At 69.7% G+C, this 26,060-nt stretch carries 26 protein-coding genes and 1 pseudogene; 17 read left to right on the top strand and 10 right to left on the bottom strand.

The window, feature by feature from the left end:
* Positions 1-33 precede the first annotated feature (33 nt).
* Together AC5Y5E_RS11555 and AC5Y5E_RS11550 are read left to right on the top strand one after the other, a co-directional pair.
* Positions 34-579, top strand: coding sequence for a sigma-70 family RNA polymerase sigma factor (locus AC5Y5E_RS11555; RefSeq protein ID WP_499903112.1), 546 nt, complete (start codon positions 34-36; stop codon positions 577-579).
* Positions 576-1,274, top strand: a complete 699-nt coding sequence (locus tag AC5Y5E_RS11550) for an anti-sigma factor (RefSeq protein ID WP_499903111.1) — start codon at positions 576-578, stop codon at positions 1,272-1,274. The genes AC5Y5E_RS11555 and AC5Y5E_RS11550 overlap by 4 nt, the downstream gene beginning before the upstream one ends.
* On the opposite strand, the gene AC5Y5E_RS11545 is transcribed toward AC5Y5E_RS11550, so the two are convergent.
* The 3 genes from AC5Y5E_RS11545 to AC5Y5E_RS11535 are packed head-to-tail and all read right to left on the bottom strand — an operon-like array spanning position 1,271 to position 3,017.
* Positions 1,271-2,113, bottom strand: coding sequence for a hypothetical protein (locus AC5Y5E_RS11545; RefSeq protein WP_499903110.1), 843 nt, complete (start codon positions 2,111-2,113; stop codon positions 1,271-1,273). The two genes, AC5Y5E_RS11550 and AC5Y5E_RS11545, sit on opposite strands and share 4 nt — an antisense overlap.
* Before the next feature lie 9 nt (positions 2,114-2,122).
* Entirely contained in the window at positions 2,123-2,638 is a 516-nt protein-coding gene (locus AC5Y5E_RS11540; RefSeq protein ID WP_499903109.1) for a mycothiol transferase, read from the bottom strand.
* 10 nt (positions 2,639-2,648) lie between these two features.
* Positions 2,649-3,017, bottom strand: coding sequence for a VOC family protein (locus AC5Y5E_RS11535; protein ID WP_499903108.1), 369 nt, complete (start codon positions 3,015-3,017; stop codon positions 2,649-2,651).
* 47 nt (positions 3,018-3,064) lie between these two features.
* On the opposite strand from AC5Y5E_RS11535, the gene AC5Y5E_RS11530 reads away from it, so the two are divergent.
* From AC5Y5E_RS11530 to AC5Y5E_RS11520, 3 genes are read left to right on the top strand one after another with little or no spacing between them, the layout of a single operon-like run.
* On the top strand, positions 3,065-4,807 hold the full coding sequence (locus AC5Y5E_RS11530; RefSeq protein WP_499903107.1) for an N-acyl-D-amino-acid deacylase family protein: 1,743 nt from the start codon (positions 3,065-3,067) through the stop codon (positions 4,805-4,807).
* Positions 4,808-4,845: 38 nt separating this feature from the next.
* Positions 4,846-6,234: a PPE family protein gene (locus AC5Y5E_RS11525; RefSeq protein WP_499903106.1), complete on the top strand. Its 1,389-nt coding sequence runs from the start codon at positions 4,846-4,848 to the stop codon at positions 6,232-6,234.
* Positions 6,235-6,252: 18 nt separating this feature from the next.
* Positions 6,253-6,651, top strand: coding sequence for a pyridoxamine 5'-phosphate oxidase family protein (locus AC5Y5E_RS11520; RefSeq protein ID WP_499903105.1), 399 nt, complete (start codon positions 6,253-6,255; stop codon positions 6,649-6,651).
* 10 nt (positions 6,652-6,661) lie between these two features.
* Here the strand turns inward: AC5Y5E_RS11520 and AC5Y5E_RS11515 are convergent.
* The 3 genes and pseudogenes from AC5Y5E_RS11515 to AC5Y5E_RS11505 all read right to left on the bottom strand — a co-directional run.
* Positions 6,662-7,534, bottom strand: a pseudogene (locus AC5Y5E_RS11515) (type IV toxin-antitoxin system AbiEi family antitoxin); the annotation flags it as partial.
* A gap of 69 nt (positions 7,535-7,603) precedes the next feature.
* The gene (groL, locus tag AC5Y5E_RS11510) at positions 7,604-9,229 is read right to left on the bottom strand and encodes a chaperonin GroEL (RefSeq protein ID WP_499903104.1); all 1,626 of its coding nucleotides are present in this window, start codon (positions 9,227-9,229) and stop codon (positions 7,604-7,606) included.
* Positions 9,230-9,395: 166 nt separating this feature from the next.
* Positions 9,396-9,962 (bottom strand): TetR/AcrR family transcriptional regulator, encoded by a 567-nt coding sequence (locus AC5Y5E_RS11505; RefSeq protein WP_499903103.1) that lies wholly within the window; start codon positions 9,960-9,962, stop codon positions 9,396-9,398.
* Between the two features lie 104 nt (positions 9,963-10,066).
* Here AC5Y5E_RS11505 and AC5Y5E_RS11500 point away from each other — a divergent pair, with 104 nt between their 5' ends.
* Both AC5Y5E_RS11500 and AC5Y5E_RS11495 read left to right on the top strand, forming a co-directional pair.
* A complete protein-coding gene (locus AC5Y5E_RS11500) occupies positions 10,067-10,981 on the top strand; it encodes an SDR family NAD(P)-dependent oxidoreductase (protein ID WP_499903102.1) in 915 nt (304 codons plus the stop codon).
* 18 nt (positions 10,982-10,999) lie between these two features.
* On the top strand, positions 11,000-11,503 hold the full coding sequence (locus AC5Y5E_RS11495) for a cupin domain-containing protein (RefSeq protein ID WP_499903100.1): 504 nt from the start codon (positions 11,000-11,002) through the stop codon (positions 11,501-11,503).
* Here AC5Y5E_RS11495 and AC5Y5E_RS11490 read toward each other — a convergent pair.
* The 3 genes from AC5Y5E_RS11490 to AC5Y5E_RS11480 all read right to left on the bottom strand — a co-directional run bounded on the left by AC5Y5E_RS11490 (position 11,500) and on the right by AC5Y5E_RS11480 (position 13,699).
* The gene (locus tag AC5Y5E_RS11490; protein WP_499903099.1) at positions 11,500-11,667 is read right to left on the bottom strand and encodes a hypothetical protein; all 168 of its coding nucleotides are present in this window, start codon (positions 11,665-11,667) and stop codon (positions 11,500-11,502) included. The genes AC5Y5E_RS11495 and AC5Y5E_RS11490 overlap by 4 nt on opposite strands.
* A gap of 125 nt (positions 11,668-11,792) precedes the next feature.
* Positions 11,793-13,235, bottom strand: coding sequence for a flavin-containing monooxygenase (locus AC5Y5E_RS11485; RefSeq protein ID WP_499903098.1), 1,443 nt, complete (start codon positions 13,233-13,235; stop codon positions 11,793-11,795).
* A complete protein-coding gene (locus AC5Y5E_RS11480; protein ID WP_499878832.1) occupies positions 13,226-13,699 on the bottom strand; it encodes a VOC family protein in 474 nt (157 codons plus the stop codon). Before AC5Y5E_RS11480 ends, AC5Y5E_RS11485 begins: the two co-directional genes overlap by 10 nt.
* 53 nt (positions 13,700-13,752) lie before the next feature.
* On the opposite strand from AC5Y5E_RS11480, the gene moeA reads away from it, so the two are divergent.
* From moeA to AC5Y5E_RS11460, 4 genes are read left to right on the top strand one after another with little or no spacing between them, the layout of a single operon-like run.
* Positions 13,753-14,958 (top strand): molybdopterin molybdotransferase MoeA, encoded by a 1,206-nt coding sequence (gene moeA / locus AC5Y5E_RS11475; protein ID WP_499903097.1) that lies wholly within the window; start codon positions 13,753-13,755, stop codon positions 14,956-14,958.
* Between the two features lie 25 nt (positions 14,959-14,983).
* A complete protein-coding gene (locus AC5Y5E_RS11470) occupies positions 14,984-15,706 on the top strand; it encodes a phosphatidylserine decarboxylase (RefSeq protein ID WP_499903096.1) in 723 nt (240 codons plus the stop codon).
* Complete coding sequence (gene pssA, locus AC5Y5E_RS11465) at positions 15,703-16,566, top strand: CDP-diacylglycerol--serine O-phosphatidyltransferase (RefSeq protein WP_499903095.1); 864 nt, start codon at positions 15,703-15,705, stop codon at positions 16,564-16,566. The genes AC5Y5E_RS11470 and pssA overlap by 4 nt, the downstream gene beginning before the upstream one ends.
* Positions 16,566-18,731 (top strand): AAA family ATPase, encoded by a 2,166-nt coding sequence (locus AC5Y5E_RS11460; protein WP_499903094.1) that lies wholly within the window; start codon positions 16,566-16,568, stop codon positions 18,729-18,731. Before pssA ends, AC5Y5E_RS11460 begins: the two co-directional genes overlap by 1 nt.
* Here the strand turns inward: AC5Y5E_RS11460 and AC5Y5E_RS11455 are convergent.
* Positions 18,705-19,301, bottom strand: a complete 597-nt coding sequence (locus AC5Y5E_RS11455) for a TetR/AcrR family transcriptional regulator (RefSeq protein WP_499903093.1) — start codon at positions 19,299-19,301, stop codon at positions 18,705-18,707. The genes AC5Y5E_RS11460 and AC5Y5E_RS11455 overlap by 27 nt on opposite strands.
* 21 nt (positions 19,302-19,322) lie before the next feature.
* Between AC5Y5E_RS11455 and AC5Y5E_RS11450 the strand changes: the two genes are divergently transcribed.
* From AC5Y5E_RS11450 to AC5Y5E_RS11425, 6 genes are all read left to right on the top strand, one after another.
* A complete protein-coding gene (locus AC5Y5E_RS11450) occupies positions 19,323-20,105 on the top strand; it encodes a DUF2867 domain-containing protein (protein WP_499903092.1) in 783 nt (260 codons plus the stop codon).
* A gap of 93 nt (positions 20,106-20,198) precedes the next feature.
* Complete coding sequence (locus AC5Y5E_RS11445) at positions 20,199-21,611, top strand: MFS transporter (RefSeq protein ID WP_499903091.1); 1,413 nt, start codon at positions 20,199-20,201, stop codon at positions 21,609-21,611.
* Between the two features lie 57 nt (positions 21,612-21,668).
* Complete coding sequence (locus AC5Y5E_RS11440; protein WP_499903090.1) at positions 21,669-23,105, top strand: long-chain-fatty-acid--protein ligase; 1,437 nt, start codon at positions 21,669-21,671, stop codon at positions 23,103-23,105.
* Positions 23,102-24,559 (top strand): acyl-CoA reductase, encoded by a 1,458-nt coding sequence (locus AC5Y5E_RS11435; RefSeq protein ID WP_499903089.1) that lies wholly within the window; start codon positions 23,102-23,104, stop codon positions 24,557-24,559. Before AC5Y5E_RS11440 ends, AC5Y5E_RS11435 begins: the two co-directional genes overlap by 4 nt.
* A complete protein-coding gene (locus AC5Y5E_RS11430; RefSeq protein WP_499903088.1) occupies positions 24,556-25,488 on the top strand; it encodes an SDR family NAD(P)-dependent oxidoreductase in 933 nt (310 codons plus the stop codon). The genes AC5Y5E_RS11435 and AC5Y5E_RS11430 overlap by 4 nt, the downstream gene beginning before the upstream one ends.
* Positions 25,485-26,057, top strand: a complete 573-nt coding sequence (locus tag AC5Y5E_RS11425; RefSeq protein ID WP_499903087.1) for a TetR/AcrR family transcriptional regulator — start codon at positions 25,485-25,487, stop codon at positions 26,055-26,057. The genes AC5Y5E_RS11430 and AC5Y5E_RS11425 overlap by 4 nt, the downstream gene beginning before the upstream one ends.
* Positions 26,058-26,060: the final 3 nt, after the last annotated feature.

Genomic DNA, 26,060 nt, shown 5'->3' with positions numbered 1-26,060 from the left:
GCGGATCGATGGCGGGCGTTAGGCTACCGATCGATGAGCAACGAGCTGGACGCCCTGCTGCGCCAGGTCGCGCGCGGGGACGGCGCCGCCTTCGCGACGGTCTACGACCTCACCAAAGCTCGGGTGTATGGACTGGTGACGCGGGTGGTGCGTGATCCCGGCTACGGCGAGGAAACCACCCAGGAGGTCTACCTCGAGGTGTGGCGCACCGCCGCGCAGTACGACCCCGCGAAGGGGTCACCCCTGGCCTGGCTGCTGACCATCGCGCACCGGCGGGCCGTGGACCGGGTGCGCGCCGAGCAGGCCGGCAGCAACCGCGAATCCCGCTACGGCGCGGCCAGCGCGGAGCCCGCCGCCGACGTCGTCGCGGACTCGGCGATCGCCGGTGACGAGCGCCGCCGGGTGACCCAATGCCTGGAGGGGTTGAGCGACGCGCAGCGGCAGTGCATCGAGCTGGCCTACTACCAGGGGCTGACGTACAGCGAAGTGTCTCAGCGGCTGGCCGCCAACTTGTCGACGATCAAATCGCGCATCCGCGACGCGCTGCGCGGCCTGCGTAATTGCCTGGACGTGCCATGACCGAACCGACCGAATTCGAGCTGCTCGAGCTGGCCCCGCCGTATGCCCTGCACGCGGTGTCGGAGGCGGAGCGGGCCGAGATCGAGCGCCGGGTCGCCGCGGCGCCGCCGCCGGTGGCCCAGGCCTTCAACGACGAGGTCCGTGCCGTCCGCGAGACGATGGCGGTGGTGTCGGCGGCGACCGCGAACGAACCGCCGCCGCGCCTGCGCGCGACCACCCTGTCGGCCGTCGCACCGGACAATGTCCGCCAGATGCCTTGGCGCAGAACCATATTGGCTTCCGCGGCGGCGGCCGTCGTGGTGGGCGCCGCGGCGTTCGGCGCCGGGGTGCTGATGCGTCCCCCGGCGAAGCACACGGTTGCCGAACAGGTTCTGTCGGCCCCGGACGTCCAGACGGTCTCGCGTCCGCTGGCCAACGGGACCGCGACGGTGATGTTCTCCCGCGACCGCAACGCGGCGGTGCTGGTGATGAACAACGTGCCGCCCCCGTCCCCCGGCACCGTCTATCAGATGTGGCTGATCTCGGCCAACGGCCCGACCTCGGCCGGAACGATGGACGCGGCGGCGGTGTCGCCGTCGACGAAAGACACCCTCACCAACATCGGCGCCTCCACCGAACTCGCGTTCACCGTCGAGCCCGGCAAAGGTTCGCCGCAGCCGACCACCCCGATCCTGGCCGAGCTGCCGCTCAGCTAGGCCTTTCTGGTGAGGCCGCCCAGGATCGCGACGAGCACACCCGCGGCGACCAGCCCGGCGCCGGCGACCAGCGTCAGGTCGAGCCAGTCGCGCAGGCCGGCCTCCGCGTGGGCCACCATCACCTCGGCGATCTGGCGGATGTTCCCGGTGGTGCGATTGAGCGCGTCGTCGACGTAGCGGCCGCCGGCCTCGATGCCCGCCCAGCCCGCCCCGCCGACGAGCAGCGCCGAAACACCCAGGCTGGTCAGGGCCTTGCCGCGGCGGCGCGCGGCGGCCAGCGTCAACAGCGCACACAGGCCGCTCAGGGCCGCCGCCCCGGCGCTGATCCACGGCCCCCACCTGGCCAGCGGGCTCAGCTGCCCCGCCCGCGCCGAGGAGGGCATCGACTCCGTGAGCGGAACGGTCAGGTTGGCCGGCACCGTCACGTGGTGTCGGGCCAGCACCTGTTGCATGGCGGCGTCCTTGAGCATCGGCGCCACGTCGATCGCCCATTGGGCGGACCCGTCGGCCGTGAACAGGTAGCGATGCGCCGCCCGGTTCGCGTCGGCGAACAGCGGCGGGAATCCCGGCCCGGCCGTGAAGGCGGCGGCCACACCGTGCACCTCCGCGCCGTCCACGGGGAAATGCCCCCCGCCGTGCGCCGCGATCAGCGCCATGGCCCGGGTGGTGAGCTCGGCCGCCATGGCCGACTGCAAGGCGGGATCGCCGGCCGCGCGCTGCGCCAGGGCGGCGTAGCCGTCCTCGCTGACGAGGTTGCGCTGCGCCCAGGACGCCGGGATCGCTACGGCCAGGGCGAGCGTGGCGGCCAGCCACAGCACCAGGGTCGCGGCGAATCGCACGCCTAGAACCTACTGAATCCCCCGCACGTAGGCGGCCTGCCCGAGGTGCTGGGCGCAGTCGTCGATGATGCTCACCAGCCGCGCGCTCGCCGTGACCGGCGGGTCCCAGTTGGTGTCGACGACGCGGGACAGCTCGTCGGCGGTCACGCTGGCGATGTATTCCAGGGTCAGCTTGTGCACGGCGTGGTAGTAGCCTCTCAGCAGCTCGGCCGGCGCCTTGACCTTCGCCACCTCGTCGGGGCCGTGCCCGTAGCCGGTGTCGTTGCGCGGTAGGTCCAGCCCGAACCGGTCCACCCAGCCGTCGCGGGTCCACACCTGCTCGACGCCGGCCACGTGGGCGAGCTGGATGTCCTGCACCCGTGCGCTGTGCCAGATCAGCCAGGCGATGCTGTTGGCGTTCGGCGTCGGGCGGTAGTCGGACACCTCGTCGGTCAGCCCGTCGGCGAGCTCGTCGACGTGCTCGATCAACCGGGTGAACGCGTCGCGAAGCAACTCTTGTGTGGCGGCGTCACTTTCAGCTCCCATGCGCCCGACCCTACGCGCCGTGCCAGACCGCCTCGACGTTGTTGCCGTCGGGGTCGCGCACGAAGGCGCCGAAATAGCCGGGGTGATATTCGGGCCACAGCCGCGGCTCGTGCAACGACTCGGCGCCCCGTTCCACGGCCGCCCGGTGGAAGGCGCGCACCGCGTCGTCGTCGGCGGCCTCGAAGGCCAGGTGGACCTCGCGGTTGGGGCCCATGCCCGCCCCGTCCGCGATCCAGAACGACGGCTTGCCGTCCCGGCCGTACCCGATGGCCGGGCCGACGTCCATCTGCCGCGAGAACCCGAGGACCGCCAGCACGTGGTCGTAAAAATCCTGCGATTTCGGATAATCGGCGCAATTGATTCCGAAGTGATCGATCACGGAAGAGATCCTGGCACGACGCACCGACGCGGTCGTAGATTGTTTGAATGACTTACGACCTGATCATCCGCAATGGCACCATCGTCGACGGGCTGGGCGGGGAGCCGTACGTCGGCGACGTGGCGGTGCGCGACGGGGTGATCGCGGCGGTCGGGTCAGTGAACGGGGACGGCGCGACGCGGGAGATCGACGCCGCCGGTCTGCTGGTCACGCCGGGTTTCGTCGACCTGCACACCCACTACGACGGCCAGTCCATCTGGTCGGAGCGGCTGACGCCGTCGTCGGCGCACGGGGTGACCACGGTGGTGATGGGCAACTGCGGGGTCGGCTTCGCGCCGTGCCGCCGGGCGGACCACGACGTGCTCGTCGACGTGATGGCCGGCGTCGAGGACATTCCCGGCGTCGTCATGACCGACGGCCTGCCGTGGAACTGGGAGACCTTCCCCGAGTACATGGACGCGCTGGACGCGGGCAAGCGCGATATCGACGTGGCCGCCTACCTGCCGCACTCCCCGCTGCGGGTGTACGTGATGGGTCAGCGCGGCGCGGACCGCGAGCCGGCCACCGCCGAAGACCTCGCCAGGATGCGGGCGCTGGCCAAGGAGGCGATCGAGGTCGGCGCGCTGGGCTTCGCGTCGTCGCGGCTGACCATCCACAAGACCGAAAGCGGTTCGCCCATACCGAGTTACGACGCCGCCCGCGAGGAGATCGAAGAGATCGCGCGGGGTGTGGTCGACGGCGGCGGCGGGCTGCTCCAGTTCGTGCCGGACATCCCGGCCGGCGGCTACCAGCCCGTGCTGCAGACGGTGTTCGACGTGGCCGAGGACGTCGGGTTGCCGGTCACCTTCACTCTGGTCGTCGCCAACGCCGGCGACCCGACGTGGCCGGACGCCATCACCATGATCGAGAAGGCCAATTCGCGGGTGAGCGGTGATGACCCACAGGTGACCGCGCAGCTGCTGCCGCGCCCGATCGGGCTGATCATCGGGCTGCAACTGTCCGCCAACCCGTTCGTGCTCTACCCCAGCTACCGCGAGATCGCGCACCTGCCGCTGGCCGAGCGGGTCGCCGAGATGCGCAAGCCGGAGGTCCGGGCCCGCATCCTGGCCGACAAGCCCGGCGTCGGTCACCCGATTCTGTACGTGGCCCAGATGTGGGACTGGATCTTCCCGCTGGGCGACGACCCCGACTACGAGCCCGACCCGTCGACAAGCGTCGGGGCGCGCGCCCGGGCCCGCGGGGTCGACCCGATGGAGGAGGCCTACGACCGGCTGCTCGACGACGAGGGCCGCGCCATGCTGTTGGTCGCGACCAGCAACCTGCAGGGCAACACGCTGGACACCGTCGGGGAGCTGCTGCACCGCGACGACGTGGTGCTGGGGCTCGGCGACGGCGGCGCGCATTACGGGATGATCTGCGACGCCAGCTACACGACGTACTTCCTGGCCCACTGGGCGCGCGACCGTAAGTCCGGGCGGTTCACCGTGCCGGAGGCCGTGCGCGAGCTGACCTCCGTGCCGGCCCGCGTCGCCGGGTTGGGTGATCGCGGCCGCATCGCCGTCGGCTACAAGGCCGACCTCAACGTCATCGACCACGCCGCCCTGCGGCTGCACAAGCCCGTCATCCGGTACGACCTACCCGCCGGGGGCCGAAGACTGGACCAGACCGCCGAAGGATATGTGACAACGGTCGTTTCCGGTGAAATAATTGCCGAAAATGGCGTTCCGACCGCCGCGCGGCCAGGGAAGTTGGTCCGGGGCCGAAAGCCCATTCCGGTACCTGGTCGATAACGCCACGAAGGGCCCCCCATCCCGGTTAAGTTGGGTCAGTGACAAGCCCGCATTTTGCGTGGTTGCCGCCAGAAATCAACTCGGCACTTATCTTCGCCGGTCCCGGGGCGGCGCCGCTGCTCGCTGCGGCCGCCGCGTGGGACGGGTTGGCCGAGGATCTGGCGTCTTCGGCTTCGTCATTCTTCTCGGTGACAAACGATCTGGCCAACGGTTCGTGGCAGGGTGCGTCGGCGGCCGCGATGATGACCGTGGCGACGCAGTATGTGAGCTGGCTCAGCGCGGCGGCGGCGCAGGCCGAGGCGGCATCGAGCCAGGCCGCGGCCATCGCGGCCGCGTTCGAGACGGCGGTGGCGGCCACCGTGCAGCCCGCGGTGGTCGCGGCAAACCGCTCCTTGGTGAAGGCCCTGGCGTCCACGAACTGGTTCGGGTTCAACATCCCGGCGATCATGGACACCGAGGCGGCCTACGAGGCGATGTGGGCCGCCGACGTGGCCGCGATGTTCGGCTACCACGCCGACGCGACCGAGGCGGTCGCACAATTGGCGCCCTGGCAGCAGGTCCTGCAGAAGCTCGGTTTCAGCTTCGCCAACGGCCGAATGAGTTTCGGTCCCATAACGATGGGCAATTCGAACCTCGGTTTCGGAAACAGTGGCAGCCTGAATGTCGGCTCCGGAAATTCAGGTAATAACAACTTCGGCCTCGGCAACCTCGGAAATAACAACTTCGGCTTCGGCAACAGCGGCAGCAACGACTTCGGGATCGGGCTGACCGGGAGCAATCAGATCGGCTTCGGCGGCTTCAACTCGGGCAGCGGCAATATCGGGTTGTTCAACTCCGGCACCGGCAACGTCGGCTTTTTCAACTCCGGTAGCGGAAACTTGGGCATCGGGAACTCGGGCGTCTCGAATACCGGTTTCCTGAATTCGGGTTCGGTCAATGCCGGCATTTTGAACAGCGGGAACGCCAATACCGGTTTCTTCCAGGGCGAAGGGCTGAGCAGCGCGGAGGCGGCCAATTCCAGCCATTACATGACGGGCGGCGTCAGCGCGGCCAACCTCAGCTCGGGGCTGCTCAACTCGGTCAGCGCGTCGACCGGCAGCCTGGGTCCGGCCGCGGCAGGATCGAGCCTGCTCAGCAACGCCGGCTTCTCCGCGCCGGCCGACGCCTCCGCCCTTGCCAGCGGCCTCGAAGCGGGCCACGCGAATTCCGCGGTCAGCGCGGCGAGTGGTCCCACCGCCACCCCGCCGGCCCTGCGCACCACGACGGGCGCCCCGTCGGGCTTCTTCGCCGCCGGCAACGGCGAACCCGGCGTCCGCAGCCTGCCCGGCCGCGAGTCGAACATCCCCAGCTCCGGCTTCTTCAACAAGGCCGAGCGCGGCCCCGACGCTCCCGCCCCCGGGACCAGGGAGCCGCTGCTAACCGACTAGCGGCCTATCCTCGAAGCCATGCGCACGAAGAAAAAGGTCGACGTCGAGCGGCTGGCCGCGGCGCTCAGCGACTTCCCGTTCGCGTATCTGATCACCGTCGGCGAGGACTATCGCGTGCACACCGTGACGGTCGAGCCGCGGCTGCGCGACCGCGCCGTCCTCGACGTCGGCCTCATCGGTGGCCGCACGCGCACCAACCTGACCCACCGCCGCGACGTCACCCTGCTGTGGCCCCCGCGCGAGCCCGGGGGCTACTCGCTGATCGTCGACGGCAGCGCGCAGGTGACCGAGTCGGCCGACGACACGGTCCGCCTGGGCGTAGTGCCCGAGCGCGCGCTGCTGCACCGCGAGGCCGACTCCCCCAGCGTGGCCAAAGGCTGCCTGCACGACTGCGTCGTGTTCTCGCTGCCGGCCTGACCTTCAGGCGCCGAGTGTGGGCCCTAGGTACACAAACCGCCCCTTGAACTCGTCCATAGGCCCCACGCTCGACGAGCTTGGCCCTCACGCGCCGGATCAACGCGTCCGGCCGCGACAGCATCTCGGCACTGACTCTGACCACACTCCAGCCGGCCGCCTCCAGCAGGGCGATCCGCTCAATGTCCCACGACCGCTGGTATCGGTCCTCCCAATGCTGGATGCCGTCGTATTCCACGGCGACCTTCCACTCCCGCCATCCCAAGTCGACGCGAATGTGCAGATCCGGAAACTCGATCTGTGTCTCCGGCTTGGGAAGCCCGGCACCTACCAGCAACAGCCGGAGTCTCGTCTCCTGCGGGGATTCGGCCCCGCCGTCGACCAGCTCCAACACGCCCCGCAGCCGCCGGATGCCGCGCGTCCTCGGGTGCCGGTCGGCCACCGCGACGACGTCCTCGGGCTTGATACCCGTCGCATTGAGCAACGCGTCGAGGATCGGCACGGCCGTGGCGACGGGCCGGGTGCGACCGATGTCGAAGGCCGTGCGGGCCGGCGTCGTCGCTCGCATTCCCCAGACCCTTCGCATCTCGTCGTCGCCGAGACGGTAGCTGTGGACGACCATCCCAGGCTGACCGTGCCGATCGCCGCGCACGATCTCCGCCGGCGCGCCGGGATCGAGCCACTTCGTGCCGTACACCGCCGCGGCGGAAAGGCCGGCCAACGGCGCACCCGTCGACATCCAGGCCGCGCGTGCTTTGACGGCCGCCGTTAGTTCAGCGCCTTTCGCGATGTAAACATCGCGGAAGACCGCCAGGTATCGAGAGCGCAGTTGATTGCGTGTGACAGCGCCACTTTCGAGCGCTTCGCTGCCCAAAAACGGGTCCATGCCGCCACACTCGCGGACACGAAAAAGCCCGGCCCCCAAAGGGAACCGGGCTTTTTCGTTGACTGCGGACTAGAAGTCCATGCCGCCCATGCCGCCGGTCGGGTCGCCCGCGGGAGCGGCCGCCTTCTCCGGCTTGTCGGCCACGACGGCCTCGGTGGTCAGGAACAGCCCCGCGATGGACGCCGCGTTCTGCAGCGCCGAACGGGTCACCTTCACCGGGTCGGCAACGCCGGCCTTGAGCAGGTCCTCGTACTCGCCGGTGGCGGCGTTCAGCCCCGTACCGGCCTTCGAGTTGCGGACCTTCTCGGCGACAACGCCGGGCTCCAGCCCGGAGTTGAAGGCGATCTGCTTCAACGGAGCCTCCAGCGCCACCTTGACGATGTTGGCACCAGTGGCCTCGTCGCCGGTGAGCTTGAGCTCGTCCAGGGCCGGCGCCGACTGCAGCAGGGCCACGCCGCCACCGGCGACGATGCCCTCCTCGACGGCCGCCTTGGCGTTGCGGACCGCGTCCTCGATGCGGTGCTTGCGCTCCTTGAGCTCCACCTCGGTGGCGGCGCCGGCCTTGATCACCGCAACACCGCCGGCCAGCTTGGCCAGGCGCTCCTGCAGCTTCTCGCGGTCGTAGTCGGAGTCGCTGTTCTCGATCTCGGTGCGGATCTGGGCCACCCGGCCGGCGATGGCGTCCGGGTCACCGGCGCCCTCGACGATGGTGGTCTCGTCCTTGGTGATGACCACCTTGCGGGCCTTGCCCAGCAGCGAGATGTCGGCGGTCTCGAGCGACAGACCGACCTCCTCGCTGATGACCTGACCACCGGTGAGGATGGCCATGTCCTGCAGCATCGCCTTGCGGCGGTCACCGAAGCCGGGGGCCTTGACGGCCACCGACTTGAAGGTGCCGCGGATCTTGTTGACCACCAGGGTGCTCAGGGCCTCGCCCTCGACGTCCTCGGCGATGATCAGCAGCGGCTTCCCGCCCTGGATGACCTTCTCCAGCAGCGGGAGCAGGTCCTTGACGGTCGACACCTTGGAGCTGACCAGCAGGATGTAGGGGTCCTCCAGGACCGCTTCCTGACGCTCGGCGTCGGTGACGAAGTAGCCCGAGATGTAGCCCTTGTCGAACCGCATGCCCTCGGTGAGCTCGAGCTGCAGGCCGAAGGTGTTGGACTCCTCGACGGTGATGACGCCCTCGTTGCCGACCTTGTCCATCGCCTCGGCGATCAGGTCGCCGATCGACTGGTCGCCCGCGGAGATGGCCGCGGTGGCCGCGATCTGCTCCTTGGTCTCGACGTCCTTGGCCGACTTCAGCAAGGTCTCGGTGATCTTCTCGACGGCCTTCTCGATGCCGCGCTTGAGGCCGAGCGGGTTGGCGCCCGCCGCGACGTTACGCAGGCCCTCCTTCACCAGCGCCTGGGCCAGCACCGTGGCCGTCGTCGTGCCGTCACCGGCGACGTCGTCGGTCTTCTTGGCAACTTCCTTGACCAGCTCGGCGCCGATCTTCTCGTACGGGTCCTCCAGCTCGATCTCCTTGGCGATGGACACACCATCGTTGGTGATCGTGGGGGCACCCCACTTCTTCTCCAGGACGACGTTGCGGCCCTTGGGGCCCAACGTCACCTTTACCGCGTCGGCGAGGGCATTGAGGCCCCGCTCGAGGCCGCGACGGGCCTCTTCGTCGTACGCAATTGTCTTGGCCATTGCGAAGTGATTCCTCCGGATTGGGGATGACTACGTTCTGGCCGGGCGCAGTGCCCGCGACGGACGACCAAACTGGTCTCACCGTCCCGACCTAGCACTCACCGGTGGCGAGTGCCAAAGTCATTCTTAGCACTCGCCTATGCCGAGTGCAAGAACGGCCCGGGCGTTATCGCTGCGCGCGTAAACCGTCGACGACGACGTCGGTCACCCGTCCGGCCAGCGCCGGGTCGTAGGCCTCCATCGCCTGGCATCCGACCAGGATCGCCTTCAGATCCCGCATCTCGACGTCCCGGCGCGCGGCGCCCGCTTCCTGCGCGGCGTGCAGCAGCTCGCCGAGCATGGCCTTGAACGCGTCCTCGGCCTCGGGGGCGGCGCAGGCGATGTCGATTCCGTACCCGGCCAGGGCGTCGACCAGTCCGCGGTCGGCCGCGCCCCACTGCAGCACCATGGAGCGCAGGAAGGCGAAGAGCGCTTCCCCCGGGCCCTCGGACTCCAACAGGGCGCGCCCGTCATCGACGAGGCGATGCATCCGGTCCTCGATCACCGCCCGAAACAGCGCCTCCTTCGTGGGGAAGTGCCGGTAGACCGTGCCGGCCCCGACGCCGGCGCGCCGGGCGATCTCGTCGATCGGCACGGTCAGGCCCTCGGCGGCGAACGTGTCGTAGGCGACGTCCAGCACGCGCGCACGGTTGCGCGCCGCATCGGCGCGCAGCGGCCGTGCGGGTTGCGCCACAAGTTCACCTCGGATCGGTTGACAAAGCGGGGCGTGCGTTCCGTATAGTGTGCGTGCAACCGGAGCGCTCGCCCCGTTTACCTTACTAGTTTTAGGAGCTCCCCATGGCCAAGTGGACCGCCGCGGACATTCCCGACCAGACCGGTCGCGTCGCCGTCGTCACCGGGGCCAACACCGGCCTTGGCTACGAGACCGCCCAGGCGCTCGCCGACCACGGCGCCCACGTGGTGCTCGCGGTGCGCAACCTGGAGAAGGGCAAGGACGCCGCGGCCCGGATCGCCGCCAAGAGCCCCCACGCCGACGTCGCGCTGCAGGAGCTGGACCTGACGTCACTGGACTCGGTCCGCGCCGCGGCCGAGCAGCTGCGCTCCGCCCACGACCGCATCGACCTGCTGATCAACAACGCGGGCGTCATGTACACGCCGAAGGAAACCACCGAGGACGGCTTCGAGATGCAGTTCGGCACCAACCACCTCGGCCACTTTGCGCTCACCGGCCTGCTGCTGGACCGGCTGCTGCCCGTCGCCGGCTCCCGGGTCGTCACCGTCAGCAGCATGGGCCATCGCATCCTCGCCGACATCCACTTCGACGACCTGCAGTGGGAGCGGCGCTACAACCGCGTGGCGGCGTACGGACAGGCCAAGCTGGCCAACCTGCTGTTCACCTACGAACTGCAGCGCCGGCTCGCCCCGCATGGCACGACGATCGCCGCCGCCGCCCATCCCGGCGGGTCGAACACCGAGCTGGGCCGCTACACGCCCACGGCGTTCCGGCCGCTCGTCAACGTGTTCTTCAGCGCGATTGCGCAGGACGCGGCCATGGGCGCGCTCCCGACGCTGCGCGCCGCGACCGACCCCGGCGTGCTCGGCGGCCAGTACTACGGCCCCGACGGGTTCGCCGAAACCCGCGGCTACCCGAAAGTCGTCGCGTCCAGCCGGAAGTCGCACGACGCCGAGTTGCAGCGGCGGTTGTGGGAGGTCTCGGAGCGGCTCACCGGCGTGGTCTATCCGCTCGACTGAGGGGGTAACACTGGAGGCATGTCCCTCGCCGTTCCGTCCTACCCACCGCCCCGCTACACCAAGGACGAACCGGAGGTCAGCGCGTGGCTCAAGCGCGCCGACGAGCCGCCCGACCACGAGACCTTCGGGACGAAGTACCACTACCTGGCCAACCAGCAGGCCACCGACGGCGACTACGGCCTGTACCGGGTCGACATCGCCCCGGCCGGCGGCGGCCCGCCGGCGCACTATCACCGGGCGATGTCCGAGGCGTTCTTCGTCCTGTCCGGGACGATGAAGCTGTTCGACGGCAACGAGTGGGTCGACGGCCACCAGGGCGACTTCCTCTACGTCCCACCCGGTGGCGTGCACGGATTCCGCAACGAGGCGGACGCGCCCGCATCGGTCCTGATGCTGTTCGCGCCCGGCGCGCCGCGGGAGGCGTACTTCGAAGGCTTCGCGGCGCTGGCCGACATGACCGACGACGAACGCCGGGAGTGGTTTATCCGCCACGACAACTATTGGGTGCAAGAGCCGGGTTAATGCTCGGCGAACATTCGGTGTCGAGCGGCGAGGACCGGCCGGGCCGCGACGTAGGGTTTGGCCGTGCAGGCCAAGAAGCCGCAGTCGAAGCGGGAAGCGGCGTGGGCGCGGACCAAAATCGAGATGGCGCGCAGCGCCCCGATCAGGGCCGCGGAGCGGGTCAAGCGGGTGAGGCAGGGCAGCCGGCCGCCGGCGCCGAGCGCGTTGGCGCAAGCCGGAATTGGGGCGCCGGCCCGGCACCGGGGCGAGCGAGGCGTGCGGACTCACCGCCACCGGGCCGCGCCGGCCGCTAACCAGCGAATCGGTAATCGCCGTCGACCAGCTCGCGGGTCCGCTCGAAGAACGTCCGGCCGCTGTAGGGCAACTGGGTGACGACTTTTCCGCTGGGGTGCCGGAAGTAGTTGGTGCAGGCGAGCCAGACCTTGCCCGTCATGGCGGCCTGGATCTCGTCGTTGTAGCGGCGCTGCGCCGCGGGCGTGACCTCGATGGTGCGCGCGCCGCGGTCGCCCATGACGTCGAGGATGTGGCGGACGAACGTCGTCTGCGCCTCGTGGATGTACAGGATTGAGTTGACGCCGTTGGTGTTCGGGCCGTACAGCGTGAAGAAGTTCGGATACCCGGCGATCAGCGTGCCGAGGTAGGCCTCGGCGCCCCCGCTCCACTCGTCGCGGAGGTGGCGACCGCCCGACCCGTACACGTCGATGCTCGCCAGGTAGTCGGCGGCCTTGAACCCGGTGCCGTAGATGACGGTGTCGACGCGGTGCTCGACGCCGTCGACGGTGCGCACCCCGCGCTCGGTCAGCTTGGCGATGGCGGTCGTCTCCAGGCTCACGTTGGGCAGGGCGAACGTCGGGTACCACTCGCGCGACATCAGGGGTCGCTTGCAGCCGACGGGGTAGTCCGGCGTCAGCTTCGCGCGCAGCTCGGGATCGGCGACCTTGCGCATCAAATAGCTGCGGGCCAGCTCGGTCGCCTCGCGCGTCTGCGTGGCGTCGACGTCGAAGTCGGACGACTCGTAGGCGTCGAAGGCCTCGTCGCGCAGCTTGCGCGCCATCTCGGGGTGGCGCTCGAACTCCGCGTGCTGCTCGGGCGTGAACGGGAAGTCGAACCGCGGCGCGATCCAGATCGGGGTCCGCTGAAACACGGTGAGGTGCGCGGTCTCTCGCGCGATCGCGGGCACATACTGAATCGCGCTGGCGCCCGTTCCGATGGACGCGACCCGCTCCCCGGCCGTCGGCTTGCTGTGATCCCAACGCGCCGAATGGAATTGGCGTCCGCGGAACCGGCGCGCGCCGGGGATGTCGGGGACGTGCGGCACGTCGAGCATCCCGACGGCGCTGACGACGACGTCGAAGTGGTGCTCGGCGCCGTCGTCGGTGCGCAGCGTCCAGCGCCGCTCCCGGTCCGACCAGCGCACCGTGGCGATCGCGGTGTGGGGGCGCAGCCGCGACGCCAGGCCGTGGTCGGCGGCGACCTTCTCCAGGTAGGCCAGGATCTCGGGCTGGTTGGCGTAGGTCTTGCTCCAGCGCGGGTTGGGCGCGAACGAATACGAGTAGAGGTGCGACGGCACGTCGCAGGCCGCGCCCGGAAACGTGTTGTGCCGCCAGGTCCCGCCGAAGCCGTCGGCCCGGTCGAAGATGGTGAAGTCGTAGCCGCCTTCGGCCAGCTGGATGCCCATCGCGATGCCGCCGGCACCCGCACCGATGATCCCGACGCGCGGCTTCAGCCCCATTGCGCGAAGTACGGTCGCTCGGGGCGGCTCTTTTCCACCAGGATGAACACCACGCCGAAGGGGTCGACGAACCAGGTGGTGCGCACCCGTGCGACGTCGGCGATCCCGCTGACCAGGAAGCGCACCCCTTTGCTCTCCAGTTCGGCGCGGGTGGCGTCGAGGTCCTCGCAGATCAGGCCCACGTGCGAGAGCCCGTGGTCGGTCAGGGCGCGCTCGGCACTCGAGCCGTCGACGTTGAGGTATTCGATGACCTCCAGCACCCGGTCGCCGTCGTCGCCGAACCCGACGATGGCCGCCTTCATGCTCGGGTCGGCGACCAGCTCGCCCATGTCCTCGCGAATGGCGTTACCGCTCATGACGTACGGCGGCGAGAGCACACGCAGGCCCAATACGTCCCGGTAGTACGCCACCGCGGCCTCGCAGTCAGGCACGCACACCCCGGTGTGGGCCAACCCGGTAATCACGTTCTCAACCTTACGTTCCAGGCCGCCGATCGGGGAGGGCCGATAATGGCCGGGTGCGGTCAGTCGAAGAGCATCAGCGAGTCGTAGCGGAGATGATCCGCGCCCGCCCGGCGGTCGCGGTCGCGCTGGCCGAGGCCCAGGGCCTGGTGCTGGCCGGTGACGTCGTGGCGGCGCTGGCGCTGCCGGTGTTCGACAACTCCGCGATGGACGGATACGCGGTGCGCGCCGAGGACGTCGCGGGCGCCACGCCCGAGCACCCGGTGGTGCTGGAAGTGGCCGAGGACATTCCGGCCGGCCGCATCGACGAGCTGGCCCTGCAACCGAAAACCGCGCACCGCATCATGACGGGCGCGCCCCTGCCGGCTGGCGCGACGGCCGTGGTGCCGGTCGAGGACACCGACGGCGGCGTCGAATCGGTGGCGATCCGGGCGCCGCGCCCGGTAGGCGCCCACATCCGGCGGGCCGGCGAGGACGTCGCGCCCGGCACCACCGTCCTGCGCGCGGGCCAGGTGGTCACGCCGGCGGTGCTCGGCCTGGCGTCGGCGCTGGGCATGGCGGAGCTGAAAGTCATTCCGCGCCAACGGGTCCTGGTGATGTCCACCGGCTCGGAGCTGGTGGCGCCGGGGGCGCCGCTGCGGCCCGGGCAGATCTACGAGTCCAACTCGATCATGCTGGCCGGGGCGGTGCGCGAGGCGGGCGCCGAGGTGATCGCCGTCGCGACCGCCGAAGACGATGTCGCGCAGTTCAGTTCGATCCTCGACCGCCACGCGGCCGGCTGCGACCTGATCATCACCAGCGGCGGCGTCAGCGCCGGCGCCTACGAGGTCGTCAAGGACGCGTTCGGGCGGGACGGCGACCAGGGGGTGGAGTTCGTCAAGGTGGCGATGCAGCCGGGCATGCCGCAGGGCATCGGGCGGGTGGCGGGCGCGACGATCGTGACGCTACCCGGCAACCCGGTCAGCGCGCTGGTGTCCTTCGAGGTCTTCATCCGTCCCGCGCTGCGCCGGGCGATGGGCCTGCCCGACCCGGAGCGACCGCACCGGCCCGCGGTCCTGGCCGAATCGCTGACCTCGCCGCGCGGCAAACGCCAGTTCCGGCGGGCGATCCTCGACCGCGAATCCGGCAGCGTCACCAGCTACGGCCCGCCGGCCTCGCACCATCTGCGGTGGCTGGCGTCGGCGAACGCGCTGCTGGACATCCCGGAGGACGTCGTCGAGGTGTCCGCGGGGACCGAGCTCCAGGTCTGGGATCTAAGTTAACCCCCGGGCTCCGTAAGATGGCCGCGTGGCAAGACGCCCCCCCACCGTCGGCCCGACCGCCGAGGACCCGGCCTTCAGCCCGCAGCACGCCCTCGAGTTGATGCGCTCCGCCATTCCGCCGGTTCACCCGGCCGGGCGGCCGTTCATCGCCGCCGGCCTGGGCGCGGCGCTTCTCGGGCGCAACCACCGATGGCTGCGCCGGGCGGGCCTGCTGGCCGCCGGCGCCTGCGCGGGGTTCTTCCGCCATCCCCCGCGGGTGCCGCCCTCGCGGCCCGGCGCCGTCGTCGCCCCGGCCGACGGCGAGATCTGCGTGATCGACGCGGCCGCCCCGCCGGCCGAGCTCGGCATGGGCGACGCGCCGCTGCCGCGGGTCAGCATCTTCCTGTCGCTGCTGGACGCCCACGTGCAGCGCGCCCCGGTGAGCGGCGAGGTGATCGCCGTGCAACACCGGCCGGGCCGATTCGGCTCGGCCGACCTGGCCGCGGCGAGCACCGAGAACGAGCGCACCAGCCTGCGGATCCGGACCGACGCCGGCGCCGACGTGGTGGCGGTCCAGATCGCCGGGCTGCTCGCGCGCCGCATCATCTGCGACGCCCGCGTCGGGGACAAGCTGTCGATCGGCGAGACCTACGGCCTGATCCGGTTCGGCTCCCGGCTGGACACCTACCTCCCGCCCGGGACGGAGCCGCTCGTGAAGGTGGGCCAGCGCGCCGTCGGCGGCGAGACCGTCCTGGCCGAACTGCGATGACCGACAAGCGCCGGGATAGGCGAACCGCGAGCCTGCAACTCTTGCCCAGCGCGATGACGGTGCTGTCCATCTGCGCGGGCATGACGTCGATCAAGTTCGCCCTCGACGGCAAGCCCATACCCGCGATGGCGCTGATCGCCGCGGCGGCGATCCTGGACGCGCTCGACGGACGAGTGGCCCGCATCCTGGGCGCCCAGTCGCGGCTCGGCGCCGAGATCGATTCGCTGGCCGACGCGGTGAACTTCGGGGTGACACCCGCGCTGGTGGTCTACGTGATGCTGCTGTCGAAGTGGCCGGTCGGCTGGGCGGTGGTGCTGCTCTACGCGGTGTGCGTCGTGCTACGACTGGCGCGGTACAACGCGCAGCAGGACGACGAAACCCAGCTCGCCTACCAGCATGAATTCTTCGTCGGGATGCCCGCTCCGGCGGGCGCGGTCTCCATGATCGGCACAATCGGCCTCAAGTTGCAGTTCGGCGAGGGCTGGTGGACGTCGGTGTGGTTCCTCGCGATCTGGATCACCGGGACGTCGATGCTGATGGTCAGCGCGATCCCGATGAAGAAGCTGCACACCGTGGCGATTCCGCCGAACTGGGCGGTTCCCCTGCTGGCGGTGCTCGCGGCCGTCGCGGCGGCCGCGGTGCTGGAGCCCTACATCCTGATCTGGGTGATCATCATCGCCTACCTGTGCCACGTGCCGTTCGCCGTACGCACCAAGCGCTGGCTCGACAAGCACCCGGAGGTCTGGGACGACCAGCCCAAGCAGCGCCGCGCAGTGCGGCGCGCGAACCGCCGGTTGCAGCCGAGCCGCCGGTCGACGACGCGGCTGGGGCTGCGGAAGCCGGGCGGGCGCCTGCGATGATGCCCGACGGCGGCGCCCGTCAGCTCACCCTCACCGCCAGGCTGAACACCTCAGCCGTCGACTCACGCCGCGGCGTCGTCCGCATACACCCGAACGCCGTTGCGGCCCTTGGTATCCGGGAGTGGGACGCGGTTTCGCTGACCGGGTCGCGGACCACCGCGGCCGTCGTCGGCCTCGCCGGCCCGGACACCCCGGTCGGCATCGTGCTGCTCGACGACGTGACGCTGTCCAACGCCGGGCTGCGCGAGGGCACCGCGGTGATCGTCAGCGCGGTCACCGTCTACGGCGCGCGGTCGGTGACACTGTCCGGCTCGTCGATGGCCGCCACCTCGATCACGCCGGTCACCCTGCGCCAGGCATTGCTGGGCAAGGTGATGACCGTCGGCGACGCCGTGTCGCTGCTGCCGCGCGACCTGGGTCCGCCGTTCTCGACCTCCGAGGCCACCCGGGCGCTGGCCTCCTCGGTCGGGATCAGCTGGACCTCGGAACTGCTGACCGTCACCGACGTCGACCCGCAGGGACCGGTCAGCGTGCAGCCGAACTCGTTGGTCAGCTGGGGAACCGGGGTCCCGGCCGTGGCCGGGCCGCGCGAAGAGCTGCCCACCGGCACCCCGGAGATCCTCGTCGAGGAGCTCAAGGGCTCGCAGCCGCAGGCCGCCAAGCTCGCCGAATGGCTGAAGCTCTCACTCGACGAGCCACACCTGCTCGAGAGCCTGGGCGCGACCACCAACCTCGGTGTGCTGGTGTCGGGCCCGGCCGGCGTGGGCAAGGTGACGCTGGTGCGCGCGGTGTGCGACGGCCGCAGGCTGGTCGAGCTCGACGGGCCCGAGGTGGGCGCGCTGGCCGCCGACGACCGGCTGAAAACCGTTGCCGCGGCCGTGAAGAGGGTTCGCGACGGGGGCGGCGTCCTGCTGATCGCCGACGTCGACGCGCTGCTGCCGGCCACCGCCGAGCCGGTGGCCGCCCTGATCCTCGGCGAGCTGCGCGCCGCCGTCGCCACCGGCGGCGTCGCGTTGGTCGCCACCTCCGCGCACCCCGACCAGCTCGACGCCCGGCTGCGCGCCCCCGACCTGTGCGACCGCGAGCTGGGCCTGCCGCTGCCCGACGCCGCCACCCGCGAGGCGCTGGTGGAGGCGCTGCTCAAACCGGTGCCCACCGGCGATCTGAACCTCGACGAGATCGCCGGCCGCACGCCGGGTTTCGTCGTCGCCGACCTCGCCGCGCTGGTGCGTGAGGCCGCGCTGCGGGCGGCCTCGCGGGCCAGCGCCGACGGGCAACCGCCGAAGCTGACCCAGGACGACCTCGTCGGCGCGCTGACCGTCATCCGGCCGCTGTCCCGCTCGGCCAGCGAGGAGCTGACCGTCGGCAACGTGACGCTGGACGACGTCGGCGACATGGCCGAGGCCCGCCAGGCCCTGACCGAAGCGGTGTTGTGGCCGCTGCAGCATCCCGACACCTTCGCCCGGCTCGGCGTGGATCCCCCGCGCGGCGTGCTGCTCTACGGGCCGCCCGGCTGCGGCAAGACGTTCATCGTCCGCGCCCTGGCCAGCACGGGGCAGCTGTCCGTGCACTCGGTCAAGGGTTCCGAGCTGATGGACAAGTGGGTGGGCAGCTCGGAAAAGGCGGTGCGCGAACTGTTTCGGCGGGCCCGCGATTCGGCGCCGTCGCTGGTCTTCCTCGACGAGGTGGACGCGCTGGCGCCCCGGCGCGGGCAGAGCTTCGACTCCGGCGTGACCGACCGGGTGGTGGCCGCGCTGCTGACCGAGCTCGACGGCATCGACCCGCTGCGCGACGTTGTGGTGCTGGGCGCCACCAACCGGCCCGACCTGATCGACCCCGCTCTGCTGCGCCCGGGCCGGCTGGAACGGCTGGTGTTCGTCGAACCGCCCGACCCCGCCGCCCGCGGCGAAATCCTGCGCACCGCGGGCAAATCCATCCCGCTGAGCGACGACGTCGACCTCGACGAGGTGGCCGCCTCGCTCGACGGCTACAGCGCCGCCGACTGCGTCGCGCTGCTGCGGGAGGCCGCCCTGGGCGCGATGCGCCGATCCCTCGACGCCTCCGATGTGACGGCAGCCGACCTCGACGCGGCCCGCAAGACCGTGCGCCCCTCGCTGGACCCCGCGCAGGTGGGGTCCTTACGCGCGTTCGGCAAAACTCTCTAGCACCGCGCGGGCCGACGCCGCGACGTCGGCCTCGAGCCAGGGCGGCATCGGCTCGTCATGCGCGTGGCGACGGACGACGGCATACGGCAGGTCGGCCACCGCGCGCGCGACGGCGTCGACCGATCGCCGGTCGCGTCTTCCGTACAGTTGCTTCGCCAGGACCGAAAGCCGTTCGGTCAGGGGCGCATTCATCGCGGCGAGCGTCTCCCGGAACGCCGCGTCGGGCTCGTCGTCGAGCAGGTCGGTGGGCCGGATGGTCAACAACAGCCGGGCGTCCTCGGGGAGCTCGCGGGCGAAGCCGACGGCGGCCACGGCCATCGCCACCGCCGTGTCGACGGCCGTCTCGCCCTCGGCGCCCAGCGCCCGCGCCTGGAAACGTTCGAGCGCCCGCAGCCACGCCGCTGTCAGGATGCCGTCGCGGTTGCCGAACCGGTGATACAGCGTGCCGGCGGGTGCGCCGCTCGCCTGCGAGATCGCCGCGACGCTCGCCGCCCGCGGTCCCCCGTCGAGCACCAGGGCGCGGGCTGCGTCGAGGATCACATCGGTTTCGTGCTTCCGCGGTGGCGCCATGATCTAGTACATTCCTTCTATATGGAACGATTACCCTATATCGATGAGCATGCCATAACCGTGAACGCGAATCGCGACGACACGTGGTCGGCGCTGCTGCGGGTGATGTGCCGGGACCCGCGCAACCCGTCGACCGTGCCGCCGGGCTTCGTCCTGGACCGGGCGCAGCGCCCGGAGCTGTTCGCGCTCAAGGGCCGCCACCCGTTCGCGGTCTACCGGCTGGTGTTCGAACTGGACGCCGAGTCGGCGGATCGCACCCGGCTGCGCGCGCTGACGTGGGCGGCCTTCCCCGGCATTCACGGCAAGGCCTATCGCGCGCTGGTCATCGGAACCGGCGGACACCGGATCGTAGTGCGCGGGATGCTGAGACGCATCGCGGCGGCGGCGCTCGCCGGGACCGGGGACGACTACACGGACGTCTTCGAAGTCCCCATCCCGCAAGGCGATTCGCGCACCGCCGAACGGGCGCTGCGCGACGCGGTGGGGCGCAAACCGGGCCCGGGTGGAAGCCTGGTGCTGTGGGTCCACCGCCACGTGCTGCGGCTTCGCCTGGGCCCGTACTCCTCGCCGGATCACATCATCGGCTGGCCGATCACCCGCTCGGATGACGACGAGATCGTGCTGACGTCGGGCGGGCCGCTGATACGGGGCCGGCTGACGCTGCGGCGCCGAAATGGTCGCACCATGCTCATCACGGGCGTGCACTACAACCGGACAGCCGCCCGAACGGTGTGGGCCGCGGTCGGCCCGCTGCACCGGGCCGTGGCACCGGGGCTCGTGAAACGCATGGCGGCACACGCGTGAACCGTTCGGCTCGCCGGCTCGTGAGGAACTGCTGTAACCCGGTTGGCTACTAACCAGCATCCGAGATTCGCCGAGCAGAGCAGGACCGGTTTCGTGAAGTTCCCTGATGTCGCCCCGACGACGCGGGTCATGACGGTGGCGATCATGGTCTCGATGGTCGTGTTCCTCGACGGCACCGTCGTGAACCTGGCCTTGCCGGCCACGGAACGCGACATCGGCGGGGGCATGTGCACCCAGCAGTGGGTCGTCGACGGCTACCTGCTGGCCGTGGCGGCCATGGTCCTGCCCGGCGGCGCCATCTCCGACCTGTTCGGGCGGATACCGGTGATGCGCTTCGGGCTGGCGGCCTTCGGGTTGGGCTCGGCGCTGGCGGCGACCGCGGGCACCCCGTCGATGCTGATCACCGGGCGCCTCGTCCAGGGATTGGGCGGCGCCTTCCTGGTGCCCGGTTCGCTGGCCCTGATCAACTCGACGTTCGCGCCCGGCGACCGGGCCGCCGCGATCGGATCCTGGACGGCCTGGACCGGCACCGCCTTCGCGGTGGGGCCGCTGCTGGGCGGGCTGGCCGTCGACTTCCTGGGCTGGCGCTGGATCTACGTCCTGTCGGCGCTCCCCATGGCCGTCGGTTTTGCGCTGACGTATTGGCTGCGCGGGATCCCCGGACCCTCCGGACACGCCCGGCTCGACGTCGTCGGCGCCGCGCTGTCGGCGGTCGGGCTGGCCGCCACGGTGTACGCCCTGATCGAACAGGGCCGGCGGGGCTGGGCCGACGCGCTGGTCCGGGCGGCGCTGGCGGTGGGCATCGCGGCGCTGCTCGCGTTCGTGGCATGGCAGCGCCGCGCGCCCCACCCGATGGTGCCGCTGAGCCTGTTCGCCGCGCGCAATTTCGCCGGGGCCAACCTCGTCACCGCGTTCGTCTACGGCGGCATCACGATGGGTTCGCTGGCGATCGCGCTGTACCTGCAGGAGGTCGCGGGGTACTCGGCCACCGCCTCGGGCCTGATCACGCTGCCCAGCCCGATCATGTCGTTGCTGTTCGCCCGCGGCGTCGGCGGCTTGGCCGCCTGGATCGGCCCGCGCATCTTCCTGATGGCGGGTCCCGCGGTGGCCGGGCTCGGGCTGCTGCTCATCCGCCCCACCGCGCACGGACTGCACGCAATCACCGACGTGTTGCCGGGCCGGATCGTGCTGGCCGTCGGCATGGTCCTTGCCGTCACGCCCCTGACCGTGGTCAATCTGTCCGCCGTCAAGTCCGCGCACAGCGGGATCGCCGCCGCGATCCAGAACGCGACGGGGCGCACCTCCGCGCTGATCGCGGTGGCCTGCGTCGGGGTGATCACCGCCAACCGGCTCACCGATGCCAGCTTTACCCGGCTCATCGTCGTCAGCGCGGCGCTGTTCTTCGTCGGCGCCGCCGTCGGCGGCCTGGCCATCCGCAACGGGCGCGCAGCGGCCGAGCCGCGGGAGGCCGCCCCCGCCGGCCAGCCGCAGCTGGCATCGAGCTAGTTTTTGCAGTAATCTGCAATCTTGCTTATAACTGCATGGTCACGTTAACGTGATCGGGTGACAGCCACCGGAACCACCGCCCAAGCGGTCGACAAATTCATGAACGACCCGATCGAGTTCTTCGGCCAGTCGTACACCCGGATGCACAGCATCGCGCGTTCGGAGCTCGAAGAGCTGCAACGCCAGGCAATGGGCATCCGCTTCCGGGAGCACTACGACTCCATCGAGATGCTGCGCAAACTGGCCGACCGGCTCGGCATCACGGCGCTTAATGAATTCAATGACGTTGTGCCGCTGTTCTTTTCGCACACGGCCTTCAAGTCCTACCCAGCCGCGCTCATCGACAAGAAACGCTTCGACCTGATGACCAAGTGGCTGGACAAGCTGACCAGCTACGACCTGTCCGGCGTAGACACCGCGGGCTGCACCGGGATCGACGACTGGATCGACCGACTCGACGCGCAGACCCCGCTGGAGGTCATCACCTCCAGCGGCACCACCGGCACCATCTCAATCCTGCCCAAAGACAAGCGCGGCGCCCGAAATGGCATGACGTTGTGGAAGATCTGCCTGTTTCAAACCTTCGGCCGAGAACCCACCGAAACAGAACTCAACCCCGTGGTGGACGTGGTGTGGCCCAACTTCGCCAACGGCAAGCTCGGTCATCTGCGCATCGCCAACATGATCAAGCGCGGCTTCACCGGCGGTGACGAAACCAGGTTCCACGCGCTCTACCCCTTCGCGGTCGACACGGATCTGATGTTCCTGGCCTCCAAGATGCGGGCGGCCGCGTCCCGCGGCGAACTGGATCGGCTCGAGATCGATCCCGCACTTGCCGCCCGCAAGGACGAGTTCGTCGCAATGCAGGCGCGCCAGGCCCAGGACATGGATGCGTTCTTCGCCCGCATCACCGAACAACTGCGCGGCAAGCGGGTGTTCATGACCAGCACTTTCCACGTGATGTACGACATCGCCAAGGCCGGCCTGGAGCGCGGGGTGCGCAATGTCTTCGCGCCCGACTCGGCGATCCTCACCGGTGGCGGGATGAAAGGCGTTGCGCTGCCGGACGATTTCATGGACGTCATCAAGGACTTCCTCGGCGTCGACCGGATCCAGATCGGTTACGGCTTCTCCGAGTCGAGCACCTTTCACTGGGGTTGCAGCGAGGGCCGCTACCACGTCGCACCGTGGGTCGTCCCGTTCGTCCTCGATCCCGACACCAGTGAGCCGCTCCCCCGCGCCGGGGTGCAGACCGGCCGCGCGGCCGTCTATGACATCCTGCTGCGCGCGCACTGGGGCGGCGTCATCTCCGGCGACGAGGTGACGATCGACTGGGACCTGCAGTGCCCCTGCGGGCAGGCCAGCGTCGCGTTCGAGAAGGACATCATGCGTTACAGCGAAAAGAAAGGGATCGAAGACGACCGGATCACTTGCGCCGCAACGCAAGAGGTGCACGACGAGGCGGTCAACTTTATGAAGGGCGTGGACCTGTGATCGCCTACACCGTCCCGCTGTTCTTGCGGGGACGCATCATCAACGACGACCTCGTTCCTTTCGACACCCGCCTCGGTGCCGCGCAGTTCCAAGCACCGGACATGAGCAAGTACGTCGAGCAGCTGCCGCTCAAAAGCCCCGCGGAGATGACCGACCTCTACGACGTGGGCTTCGACGAGATCCTCGACGTGCTCGAAGCGCTGGGTGACGCGCTTCACTTCGAGTCGAACCTGCACCTGCAGGAGGCGTACGAAGCGTCGCTGGTGGCCAACGTGTTGCCGGCCGACATGCTGCAGAACAGCTATCGCGTTCTGCGGCCACTCTTTTCCCGCGATAACGTCACCGAAATCGCCGACAGCCAGGTCGGGCTGGACTACCTCAACGGATGGGTCCCGCACAAACTCCACGACGGCCGCGAACTGCGCGTGCGGGCCTTCGGTTCCCGCGTTCTGCACATCCCGGCGGGCAACGGCGGGCTGGTCTCGGCCGTGACGATCCTGCGTTCGGTGATCACCCGGTCCGACGTGATCGTCAAGGCGCCGTCCAACGATCCGTTGACCGCGATCGCGATCGCGCGCACCCTGGCCGACGTCGCGCCGGATCACCCGATCACCCGGCACCTCGTGGTGGGCTATTGGAAGGGCGGCGACGTGGCCGTTGAAGAGGCGCTGTACCACCCGCGCCGCATCGAAAAGATCGTGGCCTGGGGCGGCCTGGCGTCGGTCAAGCACGTAACCCGTTACATTCAGCCCGGTTTGGAGCTCATCGCGCTGGATCCGAAACGCAGCGCCACCATCATCGGCCGCGAAGCGTTCGCCGACCAAGCCACCATGCACGAGGTGGCCCGCCGCGCCGCGACAGACATCGGCGTCGCCAACCAGGAAGGCTGCGCCAACGCCCGGGTCATCTACGTGCTCAGCGGGACGGACGCCGAGGGGCTGGCCAACGCCAACCGGTTCGGCGAATTGGTCTACCGGGAGCTGGTGGCGTTGCCCGCGGTTGTCAGCACCCCGCCGCGGTATCCGAGCCGCGAGCTGCTGGATCACCTGGAGTCCTCGCGCATGGCCGACGATTTCTACCGCGTCATCGGCGGCGAGCGGCGCGAGGGCGCCATCGTCGTCTCGCAGTTCGATCAGCCCGTGGACTACTCGCCGATGCTGTCCGGGCGGGTGGCTAACATCGTCCCGGTGGACAACATCGACCAGGTCACGGCGGCGGTGAACTCCTACACGCAGACGATCGGCATTTACCCGGAGTCCCTCAAGCGTCGGCTGCGAAACACGTTGCCGCTGTTCGGCGCCCAGCGGCTGACCAGCCTGGGCTACGCCTGCAGCGTTGCGGTCGCCGCGCCGCAGGACGCCCTCGAGCCGATCCGGCGGATGTGCAAATGGATCGTCGACGAGGAATGCGACCCGGACGTGGTCATTCCGCTGTGGCGGTTGGCACCGGCATGACGGAACGCCCGACGGCCATGCAGGTCGTCGACGGAATCGACCTGTCGGGCAAGACGTGCATCGTCACCGGCGCGTCCTCGGGGTTGGGCCGCGAGTCAGCGCGCGCGCTGGCCGCCGCCGGCGCGCACGTCGTCCTGGCCGCCCGCAACCGCGATGCCTTGGCGCAGACTTCCCAGTGGATAGCGGCCGAGGTGGCCGACGCCCGGACCTCGACGGTGCAGCTAGACCTGACCGCGCTGGCCAGCGTCCGCGCGGCGGCGGGCGCCATCCGTCAGATCGCTCCGGTGATCGACGTCTTGATGAACAACGCGGGCGTCATGTTCACTCCGTTCGGCCGGACCCGCGACGGCTTCGAAACACAAATCGGCACAAACCATTTCGGCCACTTCGAACTCACCCGGCTGCTCACCCCGCAACTCGCCGCCGCCGGCGGCGCCCGCATCGTCATCCTGTCCTCCGGCGGCCACGTCATGGGCGACGTCGACTTCGACGACCCCCACTGGGAGAGCAGGCAGTACGACAAGTTCGTCGCCTACGGCGCGTCGAAGACAGCGAACATCCTTCATTCGATCGAAGCGGACCGGCGGCTCCGCGAGTCTGGCATCCGCGCCTACGCCGTCCACCCGGGCACCGTGGCCACCTCCCTGGCGCGGTACATGTCCCGTGCGGATTTCTCCGACCTACGCAGAATGGTCTCGGCCAGCGCCGCCGCCCGCGGCGAATCGGCGGAGGGCCGCCTCGACCTCACCACTCCCGAACAGGGTGCGGCCACCCAGGTGTGGGCCGCGGTCAGCCCGGAACTGGCGGACAAGGGGGCGCTGTACCTGGAAGACTGCGGGGTCAGCGACGCGGTCGCGCCCCACGCGCGCGACGAACAGCGCGCGGCGGACTGGTGGATCCTCTCCGAGAAGTTGTGTGACAGAACGTGAACAGACACCAGCGGCGAAAGCTCGAGGTGCGGGACAAAATCCTCTCGGCCGCCTTCGAGCTGTTCCTGCGGAAGGGCGTTGCGGCCACGACCATCGAGGAAATCTGCGAGAGCGCCGACGTCGCCAATCGAACGTTCTTCAACCACTTCGCGACCCGTCAGGACATGATCCGGGCGTTGGCGCAACTGCGACTGGTCAATCTGCACGACGTCGTGTTCGATCGCGGCGATCAGCCGATCCCGGCGCGCCTGGCCGGTGTGTTCGACGACATCGCCACCACGCTGGTCGGGTCGGGTGACACCTACCGCGAGATGATCGGGGAGATGATGGCCGTCAGCGGCTACGGCATCCAGCGCGGCTTCAACCTGCACGACACATTCGTCGAGCTGGTCAAGGAGGGGGTAGCGCGCGGTGAGGTCAATCCGCGGCACGACCCAGAAACCCTGGCCGACATCATCGTTGGCGCCCTGTCCGGGGGCATCGTCAACTGGACGGCCGACCGGACGTATTCGTTGGAGACCAACCTGCACAACCTCGGTGTCGCACTGGCCGAGTTGCTGAGCACCTGACAC

The sequence above is a fragment of the Mycobacterium sp. NGS54 genome (assembly GCF_059812465.1).
This window is presented reverse-complemented; position numbering and strand designations above follow the sequence as displayed.